We start from the raw sequence: 22,097 nt of genomic DNA, 5'->3' as shown, positions 1-22,097 counted from the left end.
AAACCTCCATATTCTTTAATAAAAATAATACAAAGTTCATTTTATCATAGAATATGAAGGTTTCAATTTTTATTTTTTTATATATAAATTTATTTATTATATATTAATAAGCTATCAAACAATATTTAACCGTAAAATTTAATACTTACTCATCAGCAATCATAAGATTAAATGCATCAATCTGTCCAAATTCTTTTTCATCTACGATAAAGCTACCGTTTGTATATCGATCAGCATTACGTATTGTTTTTGTATTAGACTGATATGTTTCATTTGAAGCAGATAATGTAAAGTTTAAATCATCGGTTATGATATATGCATTAACTACTTTATGCGGATTAGATTTGAGCTCTTTTAAGATAACAACGCCTCTATTCGCTCGCTTACTTTCTTCAAATAAATCTATTTTCATCTTTTTCATTGCCCCACGTTGCGTCGCAATAATAAGATCACTCTCCGGATAAAGAATTTCAGTTGAAACAACTTTATCATTATCTTTGAGATTAATTGATTTTACGCCCGCAGCTTTAATACCAATATTATTGATTTCAGCTAAGGAATAATGTAATGCAAAACCATTTTGAGTAACTACAAGTATATGTTCTTCACCTGTGATAGATTGTACAGTAATTACCTGATCATCATCTTTTAACTTCATACAGACAATCGGTCTTGAATAACGTGTCACATTAAAATCATTAAGCAATGTCTTTTTAATCATTCCATTTTGTGTCGCTATCATTATACTTTGTTCCTGATTAAAGTCAGTAACATTGATCATTCCTACAACATATTCATTTTGCGTGAGTGGGACAATTTGTGATAAATGTGTACCAAGTTCCTTCCATTTCACATCAGGTAACTGATGAACTGGTATGTAGATATAGTGCCCTAAGTTTGTAAACACAAGCAGTACATCCTGCAGATTACTCTCTTTATAATCAAGTATTGAATCTCCTTCTTTAGTTCCGAGTTCATTTAATCCACTTGCTCCAAAACTTCTTGGTGAAGTACGTTTAATATAACCGTCTTTCGTAATACTTACAATTGCTTCTTCGCTAGGAATTAAAATCTCTTTAGAAATCTTAATTTCCTGAATCTTGTCTTCAATAGTACTTAATCTAGGTTCACTAAAGTCTTTTTGTACAGCTTTAAGTTCACGTTTAATCACCGACATTAAGTGCTTTTTATCGTTAAGGATTTTTTCAAGCTTTTCTAAAGTTGCCTTTAATTCATCATGTTCATTTTCTAATTGCACGATATCCGTATTCGTTAAACGATATAACTGTAACATCACAATGGCTTCAGCTTGTGCTTCTGTAAAGTCATATTTAGTTTTTAAATTTTCTTTTGCATCGCTTTTGTTTTTAGACTGACGAATCGTTTCAATCACTTCATCTAAAATCGACAATGCTTTAATGAGACCTTCAACAATGTGCATTCGTTTTTTAGCCTGATCTAGCTCAAACTGACTACGACGTAAAATAACTTCCTGTTGATGCTTGATATAACTTTGTAGCATCGCTTTGACACCTAAAAGACTTGGGCGTCTGTCACTGATTGCTACCATATTAAAGTTATAGGCAACTTGTAAATCAGTATTTTTATATAAATAGTTTAATATACCTTCTGCATTAGCATCTTTCTTAAGCTCAACGGCAATTCTCAAACCATTTCTATCTGTTTCATCACGAACTTCAAGAATGCCTTCAATCTTCTTATCAGCTCTTAATTCATCAATACGTTTAACAAGCGTACTTTTATTCACTTCAAAAGGAATTTCAGTAATAACAATCTCTTCTCTGCCGCCACGTAATTTTTCAATCTCAACTTTACCACGTACAATCGCTTTACCTTTACCCGTTTCATATGCTTGTTTTATACCTGACTTACCTTGAATAATACCACCTGTCGGAAAATCTGGTCCTGGCATGACTGTCATAATTTCTTCAGTAGTAACATTAGGATTATCGATGATCATTAATGTGGCATCGATTACTTCACTCAAATTATGTGGTGGTATATCAGTGGCATAACCTGCAGAGATACCTGTTGACCCATTGACTAATAGATTAGGATAATTTGCAGGTAGCACCATAGGCTCCATTGCAGTATCATCAAAGTTTTGTACCCAATCAACAGTATCCTGATTAATATTACGTAATAATACACTGGCAAGTTTAGATAATTTTGCTTCTGTATAACGCATTGCTGCAGGAGGATCATTATCGATGCTACCGTTATTACCGTGCATTTCAACGAGTACGTGACGTAATTTCCAGTCCTGACTCATACGGACCATGGCATCATATACTGAAGTATCACCATGTGGGTGATAATTACCGATAACGTTACCTACTGTTTTAGCACTTTTTCTGAAGTTCTTATCATAAGTATTACCTTCAGCATGCATCGCAAATAAAATACGACGTTGTACTGGTTTTAGGCCGTCTCTGACATCTGGTATTGCACGATCCTGAATTATATATTTACTATAGCGTCCAAATCGATCACCTATAACATCTTCTAAAGGTAAGCTTTGTATATTTTCCTGCATTACGCTATACCTCCTTCAGATAAATCTACATCTTTAATCACAGCAACATCCTCTTCTTCTTCAAGTAACAATAACTCATCACTTTCAAGTATACTGGCATCTTCCTGCATACCAAATTCAACATTTTGTTCAATCCAGTCACGTCGTGGCTCAACTTTATCACCCATTAATGTTGATACACGTTTGGCACTTCTTAGTTCATCATCTATTTCAACACGAATTAATGTGCGCGTTTCAGGATTCATCGTTGTATCCCAAAGCTGATCGGCATTCATTTCACCTAAACCTTTATATCGCTGTAAAATAAATCCTTTACCTACTTTTTTCTGTACATCTTTTAATTCATCGTCCGTCCATGCATATTCAATCACTTCTGTTTTACCTTTACCTTTTGAAACTTTATATAAAGGTGGTAACGCTATATAAACTTTTCCTGCTTCAATAAGCGGGCGCATATATTTAAAGAAGAATGTAAGTAATAATACCTGGATATGTGCACCATCTGTATCTGCATCTGTCATGATAATCACTTTATTGTAATTGCTATCTTCAATATTAAAGTCGTTGCCGACACCGGCACCGATCGTATGAATAATCGTACTGATCTCTTCATTCTTTAATATATCTTCAAGCTTAGCTTTCTCTGTATTAATGACTTTACCACGCAATGGCAGTATCGCTTGAAATTTTCGATCGCGTCCTAGTTTAGCAGAACCGCCGGCAGAGTCACCCTCTACTAAATATAGTTCATTTTTCTCTGTATTTTTACTTTGAGCAGGTGTTAATTTACCTGACAATAATGTTTCTTTACGCTTATTTTTCTTACCATTTCTAGCCTCTTCACGTGCTTTGCGTGCAGCATTCCTTGCTTGAGCTGCTTTTACAGCTTTTTTCACAAGTACCTGGCTCAGCTTACCATTCTCTTCAAAATAATACGGTAGCTGTTCAGCAAGCATCGCATCTACTGCACTTCTTGCTTCACTTGTCCCAAGCTTAGATTTCGTTTGACCTTCAAACTGTAAAAGATGTTCTGGAATCTTAACAGAGATAATCGCAGTCATACCTTCTCTAATATCATTACCGTCCAGATTTTTATCTTTTTGTTTTAATTCACCAATCTTTCTCGCATATTCATTAAATACACGCGTCATCGCTGTCTTCATACCAACTTCATGTGTCCCGCCATCTTTCGTACGTACGTTGTTAACAAATGAAAGTATCGTCTCTGAATACTGATCATTGTACTGGAAGGCAACTTCCACTTCAATCTCATTTGATGTACCGCTGAAATGCGCCACTTCATGTAAGGTTTCTTTACCTTCATTAACAAATTTCACGAAATCACTTAAGCCATCTTCAAAATAAAAATCATCGTGACGTTCCGGAACTACACGATTATCCGTGATTGAAATATGTAAGTCTTTTAATAAAAATGCTGACTCACGTAGACGCTCGCTTAACGTTTCATAGTTAAATTTCGTCGTTTGCTTAAAAATTGAGGGATCCGGTTTAAATGTTACACGCGTTCCTGTTTTTTTTGATGTCCCTATTTCTTCTAAAGTAGTTACAGCCACACCACCACTTTCAAAACGTTGTTTAAAAATCTTACCATTATTATGAATCGTTACTTCTAACCATTCACTTAAAGCATTTACTACAGAGGCCCCTACACCGTGTAGACCACCTGTCGTTTTATATCCACCCTGTCCAAACTTACCTCCGGCATGCAATACAGTAAAAATTACTTCAGGTGTCGGTTTACCTGTCTTATGCAGACCTGTCGGCATCCCACGCCCATTATCTGTTACTGTTACAGAATCATCTTCATTCAATATCACATCTATTTTATTACCATGACCATTTAACGCTTCATCGATAGAATTATCTAAAATTTCATATACAAGATGATGAAGCCCTCTTGTGTCAGTAGAACCGATATACATACCAGGTCTTTTTCTAACTGCTTCTAAACCTTCTAAAACTTGTATCGATTCATCATTATATTGATTTTTCGGCAAAATATTACCCCCTACAAACATACGTTCGTTTAATTTATACACATTCACTATTTTATCTAATCCCTATATTTTTGCAAGTATTTATACAAAAACATAAAAGTTTACATAATATATTTATAGTAGTAAATAGTTGTGCTCTATTCAACTTTATCATAAACATTATAAAAACGGTACGGGCTATCATAGATGAATTAAAATAATAGCGATGGAATTTCGATAATTATTTTCTATTTCATCTGAATAAGCTATAATAATAGTATGATTTTATGAATAACTATTAGTACCTGCTAATATAAGGAGAGATTTTATGGTTATCGCGATGATGTTAATCGCAGCATATTTAATCGGTAGTATCCCTACAGGATTAATTATTGGTAAATTATTTTACAATATAGATATTAGACAACATGGCAGTGGGAATTTAGGTGCAACGAATACGTTTAGAATCCTCGGTAAGAAGGCAGGAATATTCGTAACGATCTTTGATGTTTTAAAAGGTACGATACCCGCACTATTCCCAGTTATATTTAATCAGAATGTTCATCCCATTATCATTGGTGTTGCAGCAGTTATCGGCCATGTATATCCAATATACTTAAAATTTAAAGGTGGCAAAGCTGTTGCTACAAGTGCAGGTGTGATCCTTGGTACAAATCCGGTGCTATTCTTAATCATTGCTGTCATCTTCTTTAGTTTATTGTTTACAACGAAAATGGTGTCACTAACAAGTATGCTAACAAGTATCGCAAATTTTATCGGTTCACTATTTTTTGATGATAAAATTTTAATGGTTGTATCGTTTATCATTATGATTGTTATCATCGTTAGACATAAATCAAATATAGAACGTATCATGAACGGTTCAGAACCTAAAATAAATTATAAGAAGAAGTGAGGTTTATCATGCAGATAAATTTAAATGATACAGCAGTTGAGTGGTTTAAATCAGAATTTGATTTCCCAGAAGGTTCAGGTTTAAAGTTTTTTATTCGTTATGGTGGCTCATTTCAATTAAAACAAGGCTATTCACCAGGATTTATGGTTGATAAACTACAAAATGTCGGCTATCAGGATGAAAAAGGTGGACTCGTCTACTTTGTTGAAGAAACGGATCTATGGTATTACAAAGATGACACGATGAATGTTGTGGCAGTAAATGATGAAATTAAGTATAGAATAGCTCCAAAAAAGCTGGGTCAATATTGACCCGGCTACTTTTGTATATTTTAAAGTTCACCCATTGCAACAAACTCCAGATACTTGGCATGCCACTCTGGATAATAGCGATCTAATCGTATTGGTCGATCGCTACCTTTTTTTAGTACGACATGTGTTGTTTGTCCTGTGGCAGCAATCTCCCCATTCTCTTTAATCACTTCGTAAGCATAGACAGTTTTTAACTTTGAATAAGCATGTATCCATGTTTTGATTGTTATCTTTTCAGGATAAGTAATTGAGCGTTTATATTTTACATTTACATCTAATACAGGTGAGATTAGATCATCTTTTTCCATATCTGCATAGCTGAATCCAGCTTTTGCAATAAAATCTGTTCGAGCAACTTCAAACCATATTAAATAATTTGCATGATAAACGACATCCATTTTGTCTGTTTCTGCATAACGCACTTCTATTTCTTTTTCTGTATAATACAAATTATCCACCTTCTTATAAATGATAACTCTATTGTACCAAATGTTTAGTACTTGGTACTAAAAAAAGACCTATGAATTTTTAATTCATAGGTCAATTATTTTTATTGCGTTAACTTATCTCTTAAAACCATTTGTAGAATACCACCATGACGGTAGTAATCTAATTCTACTTCTGAGTCAAATCGTGCTAAAGCATTGAATTCAACAACAGTTCCATCAGTTTTCACTGCAGTAACTTTCACTTCATCACGTGGTTTGATACCTTCATTGATTTCAACTGAGAATGTTTCAGAACCATCTAACCCTAATGCATCTGCAGAATCACCTTTTAAGAATTGTAAAGGTAATACACCCATCATCACTAAGTTAGAACGGTGAATACGCTCGTAACTTTGAGCGATCACTGTTTTTACGCCTAAAAGATTAGTACCTTTTGCAGCCCAGTCACGACTAGAACCCATACCGTAGTCATTTCCAGCTAACACGACTAATCCTTTACCATCTGCCTGATATTTCATACAAGCATCGAAAATCGGCATTACTTCACCCGTTGGCCAATACGTTGTAAATCCACCTTCTGTACCTGGTGCGATTTGGTTTTTAATACGGATATTTGCAAATGTACCACGCATCATTACTTCATGATTACCACGACGAGAGCCATATGAGTTAAAGTCACGGATTTCAACGCCATTTTCTCTTAAGTATTTTCCTGCTGGTGTATCTTTACCGATAGCACCTGCCGGAGAAATATGGTCAGTTGTAACTGAGTCACCAAATTTACCCATAACCGCTAAATCTTTAAGTGGTGCAATACTTCCTGGTTCTTTAGATAATCCCTGGAAGAATGTAGGATTTTGAATATATGTCGATGTCGGATCAAAATCATATAAAGGTTGATCAGTTGATTCAATTTGGTTCCACATTTCATTTGAATTAAAGACATTTTCATATTCTTTTCTAAATAATTCTGGTGTTACAACAGCATTAACTTCATTTTTAACTTCATCAATCGTTGGCCAGATATCTTTTAAGAATACATCTTTACCATCGTGACCTTTACCGATCGGATCATTTTGTAAATCGATGTCAACAGTACCAGCTAACGCGTATGCCACAACAAGTTGCGGTGAAGCAAGGTAGTTTGCTTTCACTAATGGATGAATACGACCTTCAAAGTTACGGTTACCAGATAATACAGAAGTTACTAATAAATCTTCTTTTGAAATTGTTTCTTCAATTTCAGGTAATAACGGACCTGAGTTACCGATACATGTCGTACATCCGTAACCGACAGTATTAAATCCTAATTGATTAAGATACGTTTGTAATCCTGAATCTTCAAGATATCCTGTAACAACTTTAGAACCCGGTGCTAATGAAGTTTTCACATAAGCAGGCACTTGTAATCCTTTTTCTACAGCTTTTTTAGCAACTAATCCAGCACCTAACATCACGTAAGGGTTTGATGTATTTGTACAAGATGTAATCGCCGCAATTGCGATATCTCCCGTTTTCATTGTGATGGATTTACCATCAGCAAGTGTAGCCGATGCAGTTTTATCAAATTCAGCTTTATCTAATCCATGACCTTGATTGCCCGCTTTAGCAGTAACGGATTTCACAAATTCTTTTTTCATATCGCTAAGTTTGATTAAATCTTGAGGACGTTTCGGTCCTGATAATGAAGCTTCCACAGTTGAAAGATCTAAATTTAATGTATCAGTGTACGTAGGATCTTCTTTATCTGTTGTAAAAAACATGTCATTCTTTACTAAATATTCTTTTACAAGCTGGATATGTGCTTCATCACGACCTGTTAAACGCATATAATTTAAAGCTTCTTCATCAACTGGGAAGAAACCACACGTAGCACCATATTCAGGGGCCATATTAGCAATTGTCGCACGGTCTGCAAGTGGTAAGTTCACTACACCTGGGCCGAAGAATTCAACAAATTTACCGACAACACCTTTTTTACGTAATTCCTGAGTCACACGTAACGCTAAGTCAGTGGCAGTTGCACCTTCAGGAAGTTCTCCCGTCAGTTTTACACCAATTACTTCCGGTACAGGGAAATAAGATGGTTGACCAAGCATACCCGCTTCTGCTTCAATTCCACCTACACCCCATCCAAGTACACCGATACCATTGATCATCGTTGTATGTGAGTCAGTACCTACTAACGTATCAGGGAAAGTAACTTGTTCACCATTTACGTCACGTACGTGAACAACGTTCGCTAAATATTCTAAGTTTACTTGATGTACGATACCTGTTGCTGGCGGAACCGCACGATAGTTATCAAATGCTTTTGTCGCCCAGTTTAAGAATTGATAACGTTCTTTGTTACGTGCAAATTCTAACTCCATGTTACGTTTTAATGCAGTTTCATTACCATAGGCATCCACTTGTACAGAGTGGTCAATTACTAAATCTACAGGTACTTCCGGATTAATCTTCGTAACATCCCCACCAACGTCATCCATTGCTTTACGAAGTGATGCTAAGTCAACGACCGCAGGCACACCAGTAAAGTCCTGTAAAATAACACGTGATGGTTTAAACGGCACTTCAGCGTTTGGATCATTCTTTTTGCCCCATTTTACTAAATGCTTAATATGATCCTCGTTAATTACACGACCATCATATTGGCGTAACACTGATTCTAGTAATACACGAATAGAATAAGGTAAATTTTTAATTTCTCCTAAACCTAATGATTCTAAAGATTTTAAACTATAAAACGTGTACGATTTACCATTTAATTCAAATATCTGTTTTGCAGTTTGTTGTAAATTTGAATTCATATTCGTTCCCCCTAAAGATTATTAAAGCCTTTACAACCCTATTTTAATCAAAATAGAATGAGAAGTAAATATTATCACATTCCAAATAAGCTATACCAGTTTATAAGTTTTACTTATGATAAAAAGACAGTTCAAGTAAAATAACCTGAACTGTCTTTACTATTATTTATTTTTCTGAGGATTGACCTCATAAGTTTTATTTCTAAACTTTTTATCGGGTTTCAACGTTAACCCAAGCCTCATTCTTTCTTTATTTCCGTCTTTATAGACAGAAACTAACATCAACATTAATACAAATGAGAATGGGAAAGCTGCAATGATCGCTGCGCTTTGCAATGCAGAAAGACCACCTGCATAAATTAACACAAGCGCGATTAAAGATTGCGCAACACCCCAAATCACTTTAATATAGTTTGCTGGTTCTAAAGAGCCGTTTGTAGACTGCATACCTAATACAAACGTCGCAGAATCTGCTGACGTTATAAAGAAAGTACAAATCAATGATAAAGCTATCAATGATAAGCCCATCGCCATCGGCAAATGTTCAAAGATTGCAAACAATTGAGTTTCAACGACCATTTCACCAATTTTCGGAACATCCTTGAATACTTCAATACCTGTTACACCAAACACACTAAACCATAGTGCACTGATAATAGTAGGAACGAGTAATACACCGATTAAAAATTCACGAATCGTTCTTCCTTTTGAAACACGTGCGATAAAGATACCAACAAATGGGCTCCAGCTCATCCACCAGCCCCAATAATAAATTGTCCAGCTGTTCATCCAGTCATGTTTATTTTTATCAAGTGGCGCAACATCAAAACTCATACTTAAGAAATTCTGTAATAAATTACCGATTGATGTTGAAAACATATTTAAAATTAATACTGTTGGACCTAAAAATAATACTGCAAATAATAATAATGTTGCGAGCGTAATATTTGCATTACTTAAAATTTGGATACCTTTTGATAAGCCACTCCACGCACTTATCAAGAATAATATTGTAACGATAATAACAATGATTAATTTCACGTTAAATGTATTTGGAATATTAAAGAGATAATGCAAACCACCATTGATCTGCTGAGCACCCATACCAAGTGAAACTGCAACCCCTACTACTGTTGCAAATACTGCAAGTACATCAATGATTGTTCCAATCCATCCATCAACCTTATTCCCTAACACAGGACGTAGTGTTCTTGAAATTAATCCTGGTTCACCTTTTCTAAATTGTGCATATGCAAGTCCAAGCGCTACAACGCCATATGTTGCCCACGCATGAAATCCCCAGTGGAAAAATGTATAACGAAATGCATCTTTCATCGCTTCATCCGTCTCTGGTTCAGCAACAGGTGAGGTAATAAAATGACTTAAAGGTTCTGATGCACCATAAAAGACTAAACCGATCCCCATACCTGCACTAAATAACATTGCAAACCATGAGATTGTACTAAATTCAGGTTTATCCTTTGGTTTACCTAATTTAAGTTTACCGATCGGACTTAATATTAAGAATAAACATGTAAAGACAAATATAGAAGTCACCATAACATAATACCAACCAAAATATTTAGAAATCCATTGGTTAATATTACCTGTTATTTTACTAAATTCTTCTGGAATAGTAATACCTAAAATCACTGTAACGGCCACTAAAGCTAGTGCAATAAAAAATACAGGTGTTAATTTTCTACCTTCTTTCATTAAAAAACTCCTCTCTAATTATTAAAAACAGTCTATAGTATAACAAAGAGAAAAGTTAATTTCAAATAAATAAATATTAAGAAAATATCAAAATGAAAAATTTAAATCGTTTTCATTGCTATTTCTTTATAATCTAAAAATTTTATTTCTCATCACCTCATTTCAAATATACTTATTATTTATAATTGAAAGAAATATTATTTGTAAAATGATAAAAATTTAATAAAAATTAATTTAATAAATAAATAGAGATTGATTTTTTATATTTTTGATTGTAAAATAGAATTATTATAGGAGGTGACTATACATGTCATTAATAAAAGAATTTAAAGAATTTGCTATTAAAGGAAACGTTCTTGATTTAGCAGTTGCAGTGGTAATCGGTGCAGCATTTGGTAAAATCGTATCTTCATTAGTAGCAGATGTTATTATGCCAATAATCGGTCTTATCTTTGGTGATACTGATTTCGCATCAAACTGGGCTTATAAAGGTATTAAATATGGTGTCTTCATTCAATCTATCGTTGATTTCTTAATCGTTGCCGCAGCCATCTTCTTATTCGTTAAATTAATCAATAAATTAACACGTAAGAGCGATGTTGAAGAAGTTGAGGAAGCAGTAGAAGAAAATACTGTATTATTAACTGAAATTAGAGATTTATTGCGTTCTAAATAATATTAAAAAGAGATTGCGATTGCAATCTCTTTTTCTTATCTTTTTTACTTTTTATAAGGTCCTTCTTTTATCATTGTCTTCACATCTTCAACAATTTCTGCTTTCGGAAATTTTTTATCTCCAGTATCTTTTCCTGCATAATCTTTCATAATTACACCATTTTGGTCAACTAAGTAAAACGATGTACCATGTGTCGCCTGATCATTGTCAGCAGTCGGTGGAACGACAATCGTTTTAAAATTCTCTTCTGCAAACTGTCGGATGAACTTTTCATCATAATCAGTAACAGCTGTCCACACACCTTTTGGCGGATTATACTGATTAATATATTTTTTCAATTTTTCAGGCGTGTCTTTCTTTGGATCCACACTAAAACTAATAATTCCGTAGTCTTTAGGAGATACACCCTCTTTTTTCAGTTCATCTGCAACTTGACTCATATTATAAGTCATCGGTGGACAAACAGTTTTACAGTTAGTAAAGATAAAATCTACTAACCAGACTTTGCCTTTCAAATCTTTCTCAGAAATTGCTTTACCTTCTTCATTTGTCCCTGAAAATTCAGTAATGGTATTCCCAAATAAAGACTTCGGTACTATTCTTGAATTACTACAAGCCGCAAAAATAAATAAAGTAGTTAAAATAATTGTAAAAATTCGTAATTTTTTCATAATTCCCTCCTATTTATCAAACATTAATATAACAAATAATAGGTGTAATGAGTATATGAATACAACGAAAGTTTTGTCATAATTATTACAATTTTTAAGATTCCTGAAATTATTGAATGATAAATGTGGCACTGCTATCAAAACCGTTCGACTCAATCTTTAATATTGCTGGTATTCTTTCTTTGAGTAATTGTACATGACTAATCATTCCAACGAGTTTACCTGATGTTTGCAGATCGATTAATGCGTTAACTGCTACTTCTAAAGTTTCATCATCCAACGTTCCAAAACCTTCATCAATAAACACAGATTCCAGATGAATCCCCCCAGAAATTTGCATCACAAAATCTGATAAGCCTAATGCTAGGCATAATGAGGCAATAAACGTCTCTCCTCCAGACAATGAAGATATATTTCTCGTTTTATTCGCATTATAATCAAATACATCTATAACAAGGCCTTGTCTGCCACCACCTCGCTTTTCAGCACGACGTCGTAACTCATAACGATTACCCGTCATCTGTCTTAGTCGATTATTAGCTAATAGCAATGTCTGTTCCAGATAATACATTAATACATAAGTTTCAATATCTATCTTCTGAGCATTATTTCCATTTAAAGCATCGCTCAATAATACAAGTGATCTTACATCTTTCATTGTTGATTCATAATAAGTAAGTCTATCTTCAAGCTTTATAAACTGGTTTGTATAATTCTGATATTTCTCCTGCATAGAACCAACATTTGAAACCAGTTCATCTATCATTTCTCTCATTGTTTCTAGTTCCTGATGCAAATTATCCAGATTAGGTGATTTACGATTGTCAATAATCTGATTGAATCGATCTATTTCATTGGATAGTGTAAGTCGCTTATCATGGAACGCTTTAATTTCTTTCTCAAATTGTTCAATAATAACACTAATATTTTTATCAGTATACTTTAGTTTAATTGCTTCAGGGATTTGATATTGTTCTATTCTTTCATTGTAAAGTTGAATTGATTGAACGATTTCTTCTTTTTGTCTGTTCAAACTCTCAACATTTTGATGAATAACCAGTTTTTCTTTTTCGTCTTGTGCGATATTATCTTTACATTGTTCAAAGGACGATTCATAAGTTGAGATTTCATTTTTATAGGTATTGAATCGTTTGATAAATGACTCGTGATTATCCGTATTCGTATCTTGCAGAAACTTTGAAAAATCAGATGCGTCTGTGTGATATTGTTTCTCGACCACAGTAACTTCCTCTTGAATTGATTTAAGTGATTCAACAAATTGAACTGTTTCATCGTGTGCTGCGTCAAGCGTATGTAATTGCTCTTGATACTTTAAATTAACATTTGTTAGTTCCAGAAGTTCATTATCTGCACGTTTTATATCATGAGAAAGTACCTTAATATTAGCTTGTACCTGTTCCTGTATTGCCAAATACACTGCATTACCTATATTTTCGATTGTTATATTATCAATCCATTCATTTAATGCACCAATTTCGATTGTATTAAATTTCGATTTATCTTCATCATGAATATGAGTAATTGATGGAATTTTTTCAAGTTCATTTATGTAAATTTCAATAGAAGTACTCAATTTTTGCTGACGTTGTTTCATTTGTTCTAGTTCTATTTGGTATTTATGTGCTTCTATATGTGATGTATCATCTAGATTGTGAATAACATTCGCACAAACCGGACATTTATCCCCAACATTTAATTGAGATTTGATGTTTTCTATTTGTTCAACATCCTGTACTTTCTCACTACTTTGTAAATCATTTAATTTACTTTTTAATGATTTTATTGATTCATCGATATTTTGATAGGATTCCTTAGTTGATAGCAAACGGTCTAATTGTTGTATAATTTTTGATAATGTAACAATCTGCATCTTAACTTTTGTGATTGTATTGTCCAGTGTGGTAATTTTTGAATCATTTTCAAGTACTTGCGTTTGTATCAACTGTTTTTCTCTTTCATAGTTTTGCGCATCATTTACTTTTTCTTGTATTGATTCAATCTTATTTGTTAAAGTGGTTATTTTTTCTTTACTTTTACGAATATCTTGCTGTAAATTTTTATATTTTGAATGTGTATAACGCTCATTTTGAACAACATATTTTTTCTTTTCAGTGATATCTTCATAACTTTGTTGAAATGTTTCTTGTTGCTTACGTAATACTTTCAACCTTTTTTCTATTTCCTGAAATTGAATGTTAAGGCGCTTTATGTTTTGTTCTACTATTTCTCTTTTCTTAATATGAGAAAATAAATCATTTTCAATCATCTTATAATGATCAAACTGAATAAGGTATTTTAAATCATTTTGCTTGTCATTAATATTTTTTTCGTTTTCCATTAAACGAATACGTTCCGCTTCATGTTCCTTTAATTGTATGATACTATCATTTAAAATTTCTGCGTCACTTACTTCTTTCTCTTTTTCCTTTAACAAATTACGTTTAATTTCAAGCGTTTCTTTAGACTTTTTAATTTCATCATTCATCGTTAATAAAGCAGATTGAATTGCATCACGTTTATCGGTATAAGTTTTTGCCCCATTTTGATCGATTAGTCCATTGAACATGGCAAACTGGACACCTATTTCAGATTCTAATGCCAGCATTTCTTTTTGATCCTGCTGAACTTTTTCTCGCAGTTGTGCAGACAACTTTTGAATGTTCGTCGTATCGAAAAGTGTACGTAATATATCTGACTTTTCTTTTGATCCCGAGACAAGTAATGATTTAAATTCACCTTGTGGTAATATAAAAATTTTTCTAAATTGATGGGCATCCAGCTTTATAATATCTTTTATCTTTTCTTTTCCAGCAGTCAGTCCAGATGCTAGCAATCGTTTCTCGTTTGCATCGATTTCATAAACATTGAGCTGAGTTGGTTTCTTCGTCTTATTACCATTTTTTATAAAGGATATGTCTCTGTAAATTTCATATTGTTTGCCCTGCATATAAAAGTTATAGATAACTTCTGTGGGTTCATCATCCTGTGCATTTATATTTCTTAAATTTGATTCCTCACGATCACTCGTCGACGCGACACCAAATAATGCGTACATCATCCCATCAAATATCGTCGTTTTTCCTGCACCGGTCTTACCACTGATTAGAAACAGCTGATGATTTTGAAGGCTTTTAAAATCGATTGTTTCTTCCTTAAAAGGACCAAATGCTTTTAACGTTAATGTATTAGGTCTCATCTGAATCACCTCCTGCTGTCAGTAATGAATGAAGCGTATCAATTTGTTGATCATTTAACGTTTCTTCCGTCATTTCTTGATAGAATGTCGCTATGAGATCCATTGTATTTAGACTTGTAACATCCTTACTCATCGTAAATGTATTATTTGCTTTCAATATCGGTTTTAATTCGAGTAAATTCGGATAAATTTGTTTTAATTTAGCCATAGGTTCATTAACCGCTTCCATCTCACTAAGTTCAAGCCTTAAATATGCATGCTGATTACACTTAAGCTGTAAATGCATCGCCTCATTAAACGTTCCTTGTGCAACCTCTAAATCTCTTTCATATTTTAGAGGTTTAAAATTTACTACATTTTCATTTAAATCAAATATTCTATAACCCTTACGTTGGCCAATTTCAGAGAAAGAATAACGCATTAAACTCCCACTATAAAAAACTTTCTCATCTTTTATTGCGTCTGGTGTATGCAGATGACCGAGCAGCGTATAGTCAAATTCATCAAATAATGATTTATTCACATGCTCGACAGTCCCGATAACGAGTTCTCTTTCAGATTCTGTTACCGCACCACCAGCAACAAATAGATGACTGATCAATATGTTTTTCTTATTTTTATCCATATTGTTTTCTATGTTTGATATTATCTTCTGATATGTATCCTGATGCGTTCTTATCGATTCATCATTGAAATACTGACGGGCATATGCCAGATCAATATAAGGGACTAAGTAGAAATGAACACCATCAATGATTACAGGTGTTAAACTATCTTCAATCGTAGTTGAAAGATAATATTGGAACTGCTTAAAATAATTTCTTGCATGACCTAAACGTTCAGCACCATCGTGATTTCCGCTTACAGCGAGCACCGGAATTTTTCTATCTACATTTACTGATAGTAAAAATGACTCATATACCTGCATTGCTTCCTTTGATGGTATTGAACGATCATATATATCACCTGCTATGACAAGTACATCTATGCCCTCTTCATCAATTCGTTCTATGAGCTGATTTAAAATCATCTGCTGATCATTTAGTAAAGAAAACTGATTGATTGTTCGTCCAATATGTAAATCTGCGATATGCATTATCTTCATACTTTTTCACCTCAGCATTTATTATACAAAAAAACACATCCCTGATATAGGGATGTGCCGATGGTATATTCAACAAGTATGCATTTATTAATATGTTATTATTACTTTTCCTCTAAATCAAAAAGAATCGTTTCAACTTTATCGACTAATTTTGCTGATTTTATCGATACTGGAACACCTGCTGTCGTAATAAAATATTTACTATTGACGATGCTCTCCATTACAGATAATACCGTTTCACGTGTCAAATCCTGTTTCGGCTGATTCACTGTAAATGTGTAGTTTTTTCCAGTATCCGTTAAAAAGTTCATTTGTAAGCTTTTCATCATTTATTCCTCCCGCTAATAATTAAATCACTGCTTTCGTTTCAACTTTATCAATCTTTACATAATCTTCACCAGTCAATTCAGACATTAATGTTGCAAAGTTTTGTAAATCACTATCAAGCAAATCCATACGCACTTGATTAAAACGTCTTGTCTTAAATACTTCTTTACCATCTTCTTTTACACCTGTAACATACATAAGATTTAATACAACTTCTTTTAACATGTTCTCACCTCCTTTACACTTTATATATCGAATAAAGATTATTAGATAGACACATATTTTTTAGTTCTATATAATGTGTTTAGAGGTGAACGACATGAACGACTGGTTTATGATATTTATTTTCTTATGGACAGTATTCTTTATTTCTATGCTGGCAATCGGTGGTTTCTTTATGTTCCGTAAATTTTTAAAGCGTATGCCAAAAGAAGATGGTAAAAGTGAGCTTGACTGGCAAGATTATTACATTAATAAAGCTTTACCACTCTGGGGAGATGATGCTAAAAGTTTACTCAATGAACTGGTTTCTCCTGTACCGGAACTATTTCGTGATGTTGCAAAAGAACGTATCGCAGGACGTATCTCAAAAATTGCGTTAGACGAACAAGCCGAAAGTATAGAACTTGATCATATATTACGCGGATACATCATCGCTACACCAAAACGTGATCACCCTTTTATGAAAAAGAAACTCAATCAATTAGGAATTGATTATTCGCCCTACGAAGATTACTTTAAGTATGCGGATGATGAGAAACAAAAATTCTCTATATTTGATCATTCAGAAATAGTGAAAACTGAAAAACAAAAATAAGCCGAGCAGTGATCATTCACTACCCGGCTTATTTTTATGTCAATCTTTAATTAAAGTGCGCTCTAACTTCTTATATTTAATATACATCGCAATACGCCATGGCACAATCATACTGAATGCCAGTAAGAAGAACATACCAGCTAATTCACCTGGATGAATCGTACTACTTAAGTAAAATTTCATCACACTACGAATAATCAGTAAAGAAATTAAAATGAGCGGAAATAACTTCGATCGTTTCATATAAATTAAGTTATCTTTAACAACAAAGTTAGAAGTATAGATTAAGAAAATCGAAAAGAACATTCCGACGACAACCGCTTCTAATATTTCCATCGGTGTCAATCGAAAGTAAGGTACTACATACATCAACGCTCCCGTAGACATAAAAAACGGTGGAAGAATAATTTTCTTAACATTTGTGGGATAATTTTGAGCCTTCATTCTAACTATAATAACTGCCGTACCCATAAATAATGCTACGAGCATCGATATCACAAAATACATATCCATCCTTCTTTCTAACTAAAAAATTGGGTGATTGCTGTTAACTTATCAAAGAATAATAACAATCCCATAATAATCATCATTACTCCACCAATTTTAGTGATTATCTGACTATATTTCTTTAATATATTAATTTTTGTGATAAAGAATGTCAATAAGAAAAATGGAATACAAAATCCAAGAACATAGGCAATCATATAGATCAGCGCTAACGATTGATTAACAGCTGCCATAGAAAAAATAGTTCCGATAATCGGACCCATACATGGAGTCCAGCCTGCCGCAAATGCAATGCCTATCAGTAACGTTCCGATAAAGCCAGTCGGTCTATTCTTAAATTCAAATTTACGATCTTTCATTAAAAACTGTGGGTTGAAGATGCCTAGTACCACTAAACCAAATATTATACATAGTAGTCCTCCAACCATACGAATCGTATTATCATACGACTGTAGAAAATCTGAAACAAAACCTAATCCCACACCTAACGAAATATAGACAATAGAAAAACCAATTAAAAAGAATACAGTGTGTAATAAGGCTTTTTTATCCATTTTATTATCTTTTAGATCATTATAACTTACACCAGTAATATAAGATAAAAATGCAGGATAAATCGGCAGAACACACGGTGAAATAAAACTAAGTATACCAGCGCCGAAAGCAACGGCTATCGTAATATCTCCCATAATCAACCTCCATTCTCAATCATTTTATCAAATATTTGCGCATCTTAATGCTAAGATTTTGAACGAAATGTGACATTCATAGAATCTTGAGTCTATTTCATTAATATTTATCACACCAAATACATTAAACAATCAGAAGATTATCATGTTCAAATTAAGAAAAAAATGCTATATTTACATTAACAGGAGGACTTGCTATGAAAAATAAATATCTCTTATTATCGATGACTTCACTTTTATCGGTATCCTTGTTAGCAGCGTGTGGAAAAGATGCACGTGATGAATCAGAAGTCAATAAAGCAAAAGTTGCATTTGAAACGAAAAATAAAGAATCAACTGACGAAGATAAAAAGGTAACAGACAAAAATAAATCTAAAGCTGCACTTGAAAAAATCAAAGCTGCAAAAGAACGCGGTAAAAATAAAAAGAAAAACAGTAAAAATGATATTGAAGAAGCAGATAATAAAGAAATTGCTTCCAGTGATACAGATAAAGAAACACAATCAGAAAGTAATGATACAACTGAAAAATCTACTTCTGAAAGTAAAAGCGATTCTAAAAAAGAGTCTACTAAAACGTCATCAAAGAAAAAATCAACTGCATCAAGTCGTTCAACATCATCAAGCAATTCATCTAGTAACACATCTAACAGTAATACCAGTTCAAATACTTCTACATCAAGACCAGCATCAAGTACGTCTCAACCTGCTGTGACACGTCCTGCAACACAATCACCAACGACAAGACCATCAACACCGACAGTGACTGTACGACCAACGACACCGACAGCACCAACGACAACACGTCCAACAACACCAACGACAACACCAAGACCAACACAACCGACGACGACTCAACCGGCTACAACACAACCGGCAACACCTGAGCCACCTTCATCTAATGATGGATTTATCGAGCCGATGCCAGGTCAATAATAAAAAGCATGAGGAAATTCCTCATGCTTTTTTTGTAAAATAAATTACTGTCTTACTATTTTAAATTTTGATTCATATTGCGGTTCATCATTTGCATCATTTGGTTAATTTTCTTTTGTGAAGGTTTTTGACCCATTTGCATCATCATCATGCGTAACATTTCTTCATTGATTGGTGGATTTTTCTTTAAGTAATCCATCATGTATTTACGTGCTAAGAAGAAACCACCAGCTGCACCTGCTGCTAATGCTAAAATAATTAATAATATCCAAATCCAAGTATCCATTCACTTCACCCACTTTCTCATTCTTTTAAAAGTTTACTAGATTAAAGTCTAATTTTCAATAGTTATTTATCATGAATAAAGAAGACTGAACTGAGTCAGTCTTCTTTAACAACGATCATTAATATTATAAGTCTAAAATTTCTCTAACAATATTGTCTACTGTAAATCCAAATTTCTCCATAACTAATTCGCCTGGGGCACTTGCACCAAATGTATCAATACCTATCACTTTACCATCTAAGCCAACATATTTGAACCATGTAGCAGTGGCAGCCATTTCAATTGCAACACGTTTCGTTAAATCTCTTGGCATCACTTGTTCTTTATAATTATCATCCTGTAAATCAAATACACGTGTATTCGGTACTGAAACAACTTGTACCCCTTTACCTTGTGCTTCTAAAGCTTTTGCTGCTTCAACTGCAAGACCAACTTCTGATCCAGTAGCGATCAGTAAATACTCAGGTGTTTCAGATTGATATACGACATAAGCACCTTTTCGTACACCCTCTTCTAGAGCATCTTCAGAAACATCAGTAACGTCTAAGTTCTGACGTGTTAATACTAATGCTGTAGGTACATCTTTTGATTCCAAAGCAATCTTCCATGCAATGCGAGATTCATTACCATCTGCCGGACGAATCACATTCAGATTAGGGATTGCACGTAATCCTGCTAATTGTTCAATCGGCTCATGTGTTGGTCCATCTTCACCAACTGCAATTGAATCATGCGTAAATACGTATGTTACAGGTAGTCCCATGAGCGCTGATAATCTTACAGCAGGTTTTAAATAGTCACTAAATACGAAGAATGTCGCCCCGTATACTTTTAAACCACCGTGAGCAGCCATCCCATTTAATGCAGCTCCCATCGCAAATTCTCTAACACCGAACCATATATTTTTACCTTCAGGAGATTCAGCTGAGAAATCAGCAGTATCTTTAACATTTGATTTATTTGATGATGCTAAGTCTGCAGACCCACCAAAGAATGATGGTACTGTTTTAGCGATTGCCTGAATCATGTCTCCAGATGTACTTCTTGTAGCAGCAGATTTACCTACTTCATATTTTGGTAATTCAGTATCATAACCTTCTGGAAGTTCACCTTTAATCGCTAATTCAAATTGAGCTGCAAGTTCTGGTTGCTTTTCTTTATATTCTGCAAATTTATTATTCCATGTTTCTTCTGCTTCATTTGCACGTTTTAACATCGTTTCATTAAAGATGTCATATACAGATTGTGGTACTTCAAATTTTAAGTTTGCATCTAATCCATATGTTTCAAATGCTAAAATTCTCTCTTCATTACCAAGTGGCGCACCATGCACACCATTTGTTCCCTGACGGTTTGGTGAACCATAACCGATGATTGTCTTAACTTCAATAATTGAAGGTTTGTCTGAAGATTTTGCCTGCGTAATCGCTTTATCAATCGCATCACAGTCATTACCATCTTCAACTAAGATATGCTCCCAGCCATAAGCTTCAAAGCGACCTTTTACATCCTCAGAGAATGCTTTGTCAAGATCTCCATCTAAAGAAATATCATTTGAATCGTATAAAGCAATCAGTTTATTTAATTTAAGATGACCTGCTAAACTTGCAGCTTCATGAGATATACCTTCCATTAAATCTCCGTCTGAAACAAGTGCATACGTATAATGATCCACGATATCTATATCTTTGTTATACGTAGCAGCTAAATGCTTCTCAGCCATGGCAAAACCAACACTCATCGCAAATCCTTGACCTAATGGTCCAGTTGTAATTTCCACACCTTCAGTATGACGAAATTCCGGATGTCCTGGTGTTTTAGAATCCCATTGTCTAAAGTTTTTCAGTTCCTCTAGTGCTAATCCACCAGAAACATGTAATAAAGAATATAATAATGCCGATCCGTGACCAGCAGAAAGAATAAATCTATCTCGATTGAAGAAATTCATTGAGCTAGGATTAAAGTTCAGGTGACGCGTCCATAATGTATAAGCAAATGGTGCAGCACCCATCGGTAAACCCGGATGACCAGAATTTGCAGCCTCAATCTGATCGATACTTAATGCTCTGATCGTGTCAATTGCAAGTTGATCTTCTTTTGTAAACATATTT

Annotated in this window: 19 protein-coding genes; 5 read left to right on the top strand and 14 right to left on the bottom strand. The window is 33.9% G+C overall.

Annotation, left to right across the window (positions count from 1 at the left end; genetic code table 11):
• Positions 1-145: 145 nt before the first annotated feature.
• Complete coding sequence (parC, locus tag BHU61_RS04090) at positions 146-2,557, bottom strand: DNA topoisomerase IV subunit A (RefSeq protein ID WP_111714828.1); 2,412 nt, start codon at positions 2,555-2,557, stop codon at positions 146-148.
• A complete protein-coding gene (gene parE, locus BHU61_RS04085; RefSeq protein ID WP_240837664.1) occupies positions 2,557-4,575 on the bottom strand; it encodes a DNA topoisomerase IV subunit B in 2,019 nt (672 codons plus the stop codon). The genes parC and parE overlap by 1 nt, the downstream gene beginning before the upstream one ends.
• 307 nt (positions 4,576-4,882) lie before the next feature.
• On the opposite strand from parE, the gene plsY reads away from it, so the two are divergent.
• Positions 4,883-5,470 carry a glycerol-3-phosphate 1-O-acyltransferase PlsY gene (gene plsY / locus BHU61_RS04080; protein ID WP_111714826.1) on the top strand — a complete coding sequence of 196 codons (588 nt, stop codon included), beginning with the start codon at positions 4,883-4,885 and terminating at the stop codon, positions 5,468-5,470.
• An 8-nt stretch (positions 5,471-5,478) separates the two neighbouring features.
• Complete coding sequence (locus tag BHU61_RS04075; protein ID WP_111714824.1) at positions 5,479-5,781, top strand: HesB/YadR/YfhF family protein; 303 nt, start codon at positions 5,479-5,481, stop codon at positions 5,779-5,781.
• Positions 5,782-5,801: 20 nt separating this feature from the next.
• On the opposite strand, the gene BHU61_RS04070 is transcribed toward BHU61_RS04075, so the two are convergent.
• The 3 genes from BHU61_RS04070 to BHU61_RS04060 all read right to left on the bottom strand — a co-directional run bounded on the left by BHU61_RS04070 (position 5,802) and on the right by BHU61_RS04060 (position 10,756).
• Positions 5,802-6,230, bottom strand: a complete 429-nt coding sequence (locus BHU61_RS04070; protein ID WP_111714823.1) for an acyl-CoA thioesterase — start codon at positions 6,228-6,230, stop codon at positions 5,802-5,804.
• 101 nt (positions 6,231-6,331) lie between these two features.
• The gene (acnA, locus tag BHU61_RS04065; RefSeq protein ID WP_111714821.1) at positions 6,332-9,040 is read right to left on the bottom strand and encodes an aconitate hydratase AcnA; all 2,709 of its coding nucleotides are present in this window, start codon (positions 9,038-9,040) and stop codon (positions 6,332-6,334) included.
• 162 nt (positions 9,041-9,202) lie between these two features.
• Positions 9,203-10,756 carry a glycine betaine uptake BCCT transporter gene (locus BHU61_RS04060; RefSeq protein WP_111714820.1) on the bottom strand — a complete coding sequence of 518 codons (1,554 nt, stop codon included), beginning with the start codon at positions 10,754-10,756 and terminating at the stop codon, positions 9,203-9,205.
• A gap of 307 nt (positions 10,757-11,063) precedes the next feature.
• Here BHU61_RS04060 and mscL point away from each other — a divergent pair, with 307 nt between their 5' ends.
• Positions 11,064-11,432 carry a large conductance mechanosensitive channel protein MscL gene (gene mscL / locus BHU61_RS04055; protein ID WP_111714818.1) on the top strand — a complete coding sequence of 123 codons (369 nt, stop codon included), beginning with the start codon at positions 11,064-11,066 and terminating at the stop codon, positions 11,430-11,432.
• 44 nt (positions 11,433-11,476) lie between these two features.
• On the opposite strand, the gene BHU61_RS04050 is transcribed toward mscL, so the two are convergent.
• The 5 genes from BHU61_RS04050 to BHU61_RS04030 form a co-directional block, all read right to left on the bottom strand.
• Positions 11,477-12,103: an SCO family protein gene (locus tag BHU61_RS04050; RefSeq protein WP_111714816.1), complete on the bottom strand. Its 627-nt coding sequence runs from the start codon at positions 12,101-12,103 to the stop codon at positions 11,477-11,479.
• A gap of 109 nt (positions 12,104-12,212) precedes the next feature.
• Positions 12,213-15,320: an AAA family ATPase gene (locus BHU61_RS04045; protein ID WP_111714815.1), complete on the bottom strand. Its 3,108-nt coding sequence runs from the start codon at positions 15,318-15,320 to the stop codon at positions 12,213-12,215.
• Positions 15,310-16,425: an exonuclease SbcCD subunit D gene (locus BHU61_RS04040; protein WP_111714813.1), complete on the bottom strand. Its 1,116-nt coding sequence runs from the start codon at positions 16,423-16,425 to the stop codon at positions 15,310-15,312. Before BHU61_RS04040 ends, BHU61_RS04045 begins: the two co-directional genes overlap by 11 nt.
• Before the next feature lie 101 nt (positions 16,426-16,526).
• Positions 16,527-16,751, bottom strand: coding sequence for a DUF2922 domain-containing protein (locus BHU61_RS04035; protein ID WP_170122445.1), 225 nt, complete (start codon positions 16,749-16,751; stop codon positions 16,527-16,529).
• 22 nt (positions 16,752-16,773) lie between these two features.
• Positions 16,774-16,977 carry a DUF1659 domain-containing protein gene (locus BHU61_RS04030; protein ID WP_111714810.1) on the bottom strand — a complete coding sequence of 68 codons (204 nt, stop codon included), beginning with the start codon at positions 16,975-16,977 and terminating at the stop codon, positions 16,774-16,776.
• A gap of 94 nt (positions 16,978-17,071) precedes the next feature.
• On the opposite strand from BHU61_RS04030, the gene BHU61_RS04025 reads away from it, so the two are divergent.
• On the top strand, positions 17,072-17,569 hold the full coding sequence (locus BHU61_RS04025) for a DUF2621 domain-containing protein (protein WP_111714808.1): 498 nt from the start codon (positions 17,072-17,074) through the stop codon (positions 17,567-17,569).
• A 39-nt stretch (positions 17,570-17,608) separates the two neighbouring features.
• On the opposite strand, the gene BHU61_RS04020 is transcribed toward BHU61_RS04025, so the two are convergent.
• Together BHU61_RS04020 and BHU61_RS04015 are read right to left on the bottom strand one after the other, a co-directional pair.
• Positions 17,609-18,076: a CcdC family protein gene (locus tag BHU61_RS04020; RefSeq protein ID WP_111714807.1), complete on the bottom strand. Its 468-nt coding sequence runs from the start codon at positions 18,074-18,076 to the stop codon at positions 17,609-17,611.
• A gap of 14 nt (positions 18,077-18,090) precedes the next feature.
• Positions 18,091-18,765: a cytochrome c biogenesis CcdA family protein gene (locus BHU61_RS04015; RefSeq protein ID WP_111714805.1), complete on the bottom strand. Its 675-nt coding sequence runs from the start codon at positions 18,763-18,765 to the stop codon at positions 18,091-18,093.
• A gap of 197 nt (positions 18,766-18,962) precedes the next feature.
• Between BHU61_RS04015 and BHU61_RS04010 the strand changes: the two genes are divergently transcribed.
• The gene (locus BHU61_RS04010; RefSeq protein WP_111714804.1) at positions 18,963-19,700 is read left to right on the top strand and encodes a hypothetical protein; all 738 of its coding nucleotides are present in this window, start codon (positions 18,963-18,965) and stop codon (positions 19,698-19,700) included.
• A gap of 55 nt (positions 19,701-19,755) precedes the next feature.
• Here the strand turns inward: BHU61_RS04010 and BHU61_RS04005 are convergent, their stop codons facing one another.
• Both BHU61_RS04005 and tkt read right to left on the bottom strand, forming a co-directional pair.
• A complete protein-coding gene (locus BHU61_RS04005) occupies positions 19,756-19,986 on the bottom strand; it encodes a YneF family protein (RefSeq protein ID WP_096076599.1) in 231 nt (76 codons plus the stop codon).
• Between the two features lie 124 nt (positions 19,987-20,110).
• Positions 20,111-22,093, bottom strand: a complete 1,983-nt coding sequence (gene tkt / locus BHU61_RS04000; RefSeq protein WP_111714802.1) for a transketolase — start codon at positions 22,091-22,093, stop codon at positions 20,111-20,113.
• Between the last annotated feature and the right edge of the window lie 4 nt (positions 22,094-22,097).

This window comes from Macrococcus epidermidis, from assembly GCF_003259695.1.
Lineage (GTDB): Bacteria > Bacillota > Bacilli > Staphylococcales > Staphylococcaceae > Macrococcoides > Macrococcoides epidermidis.
This window is presented reverse-complemented; position numbering and strand designations above follow the sequence as displayed.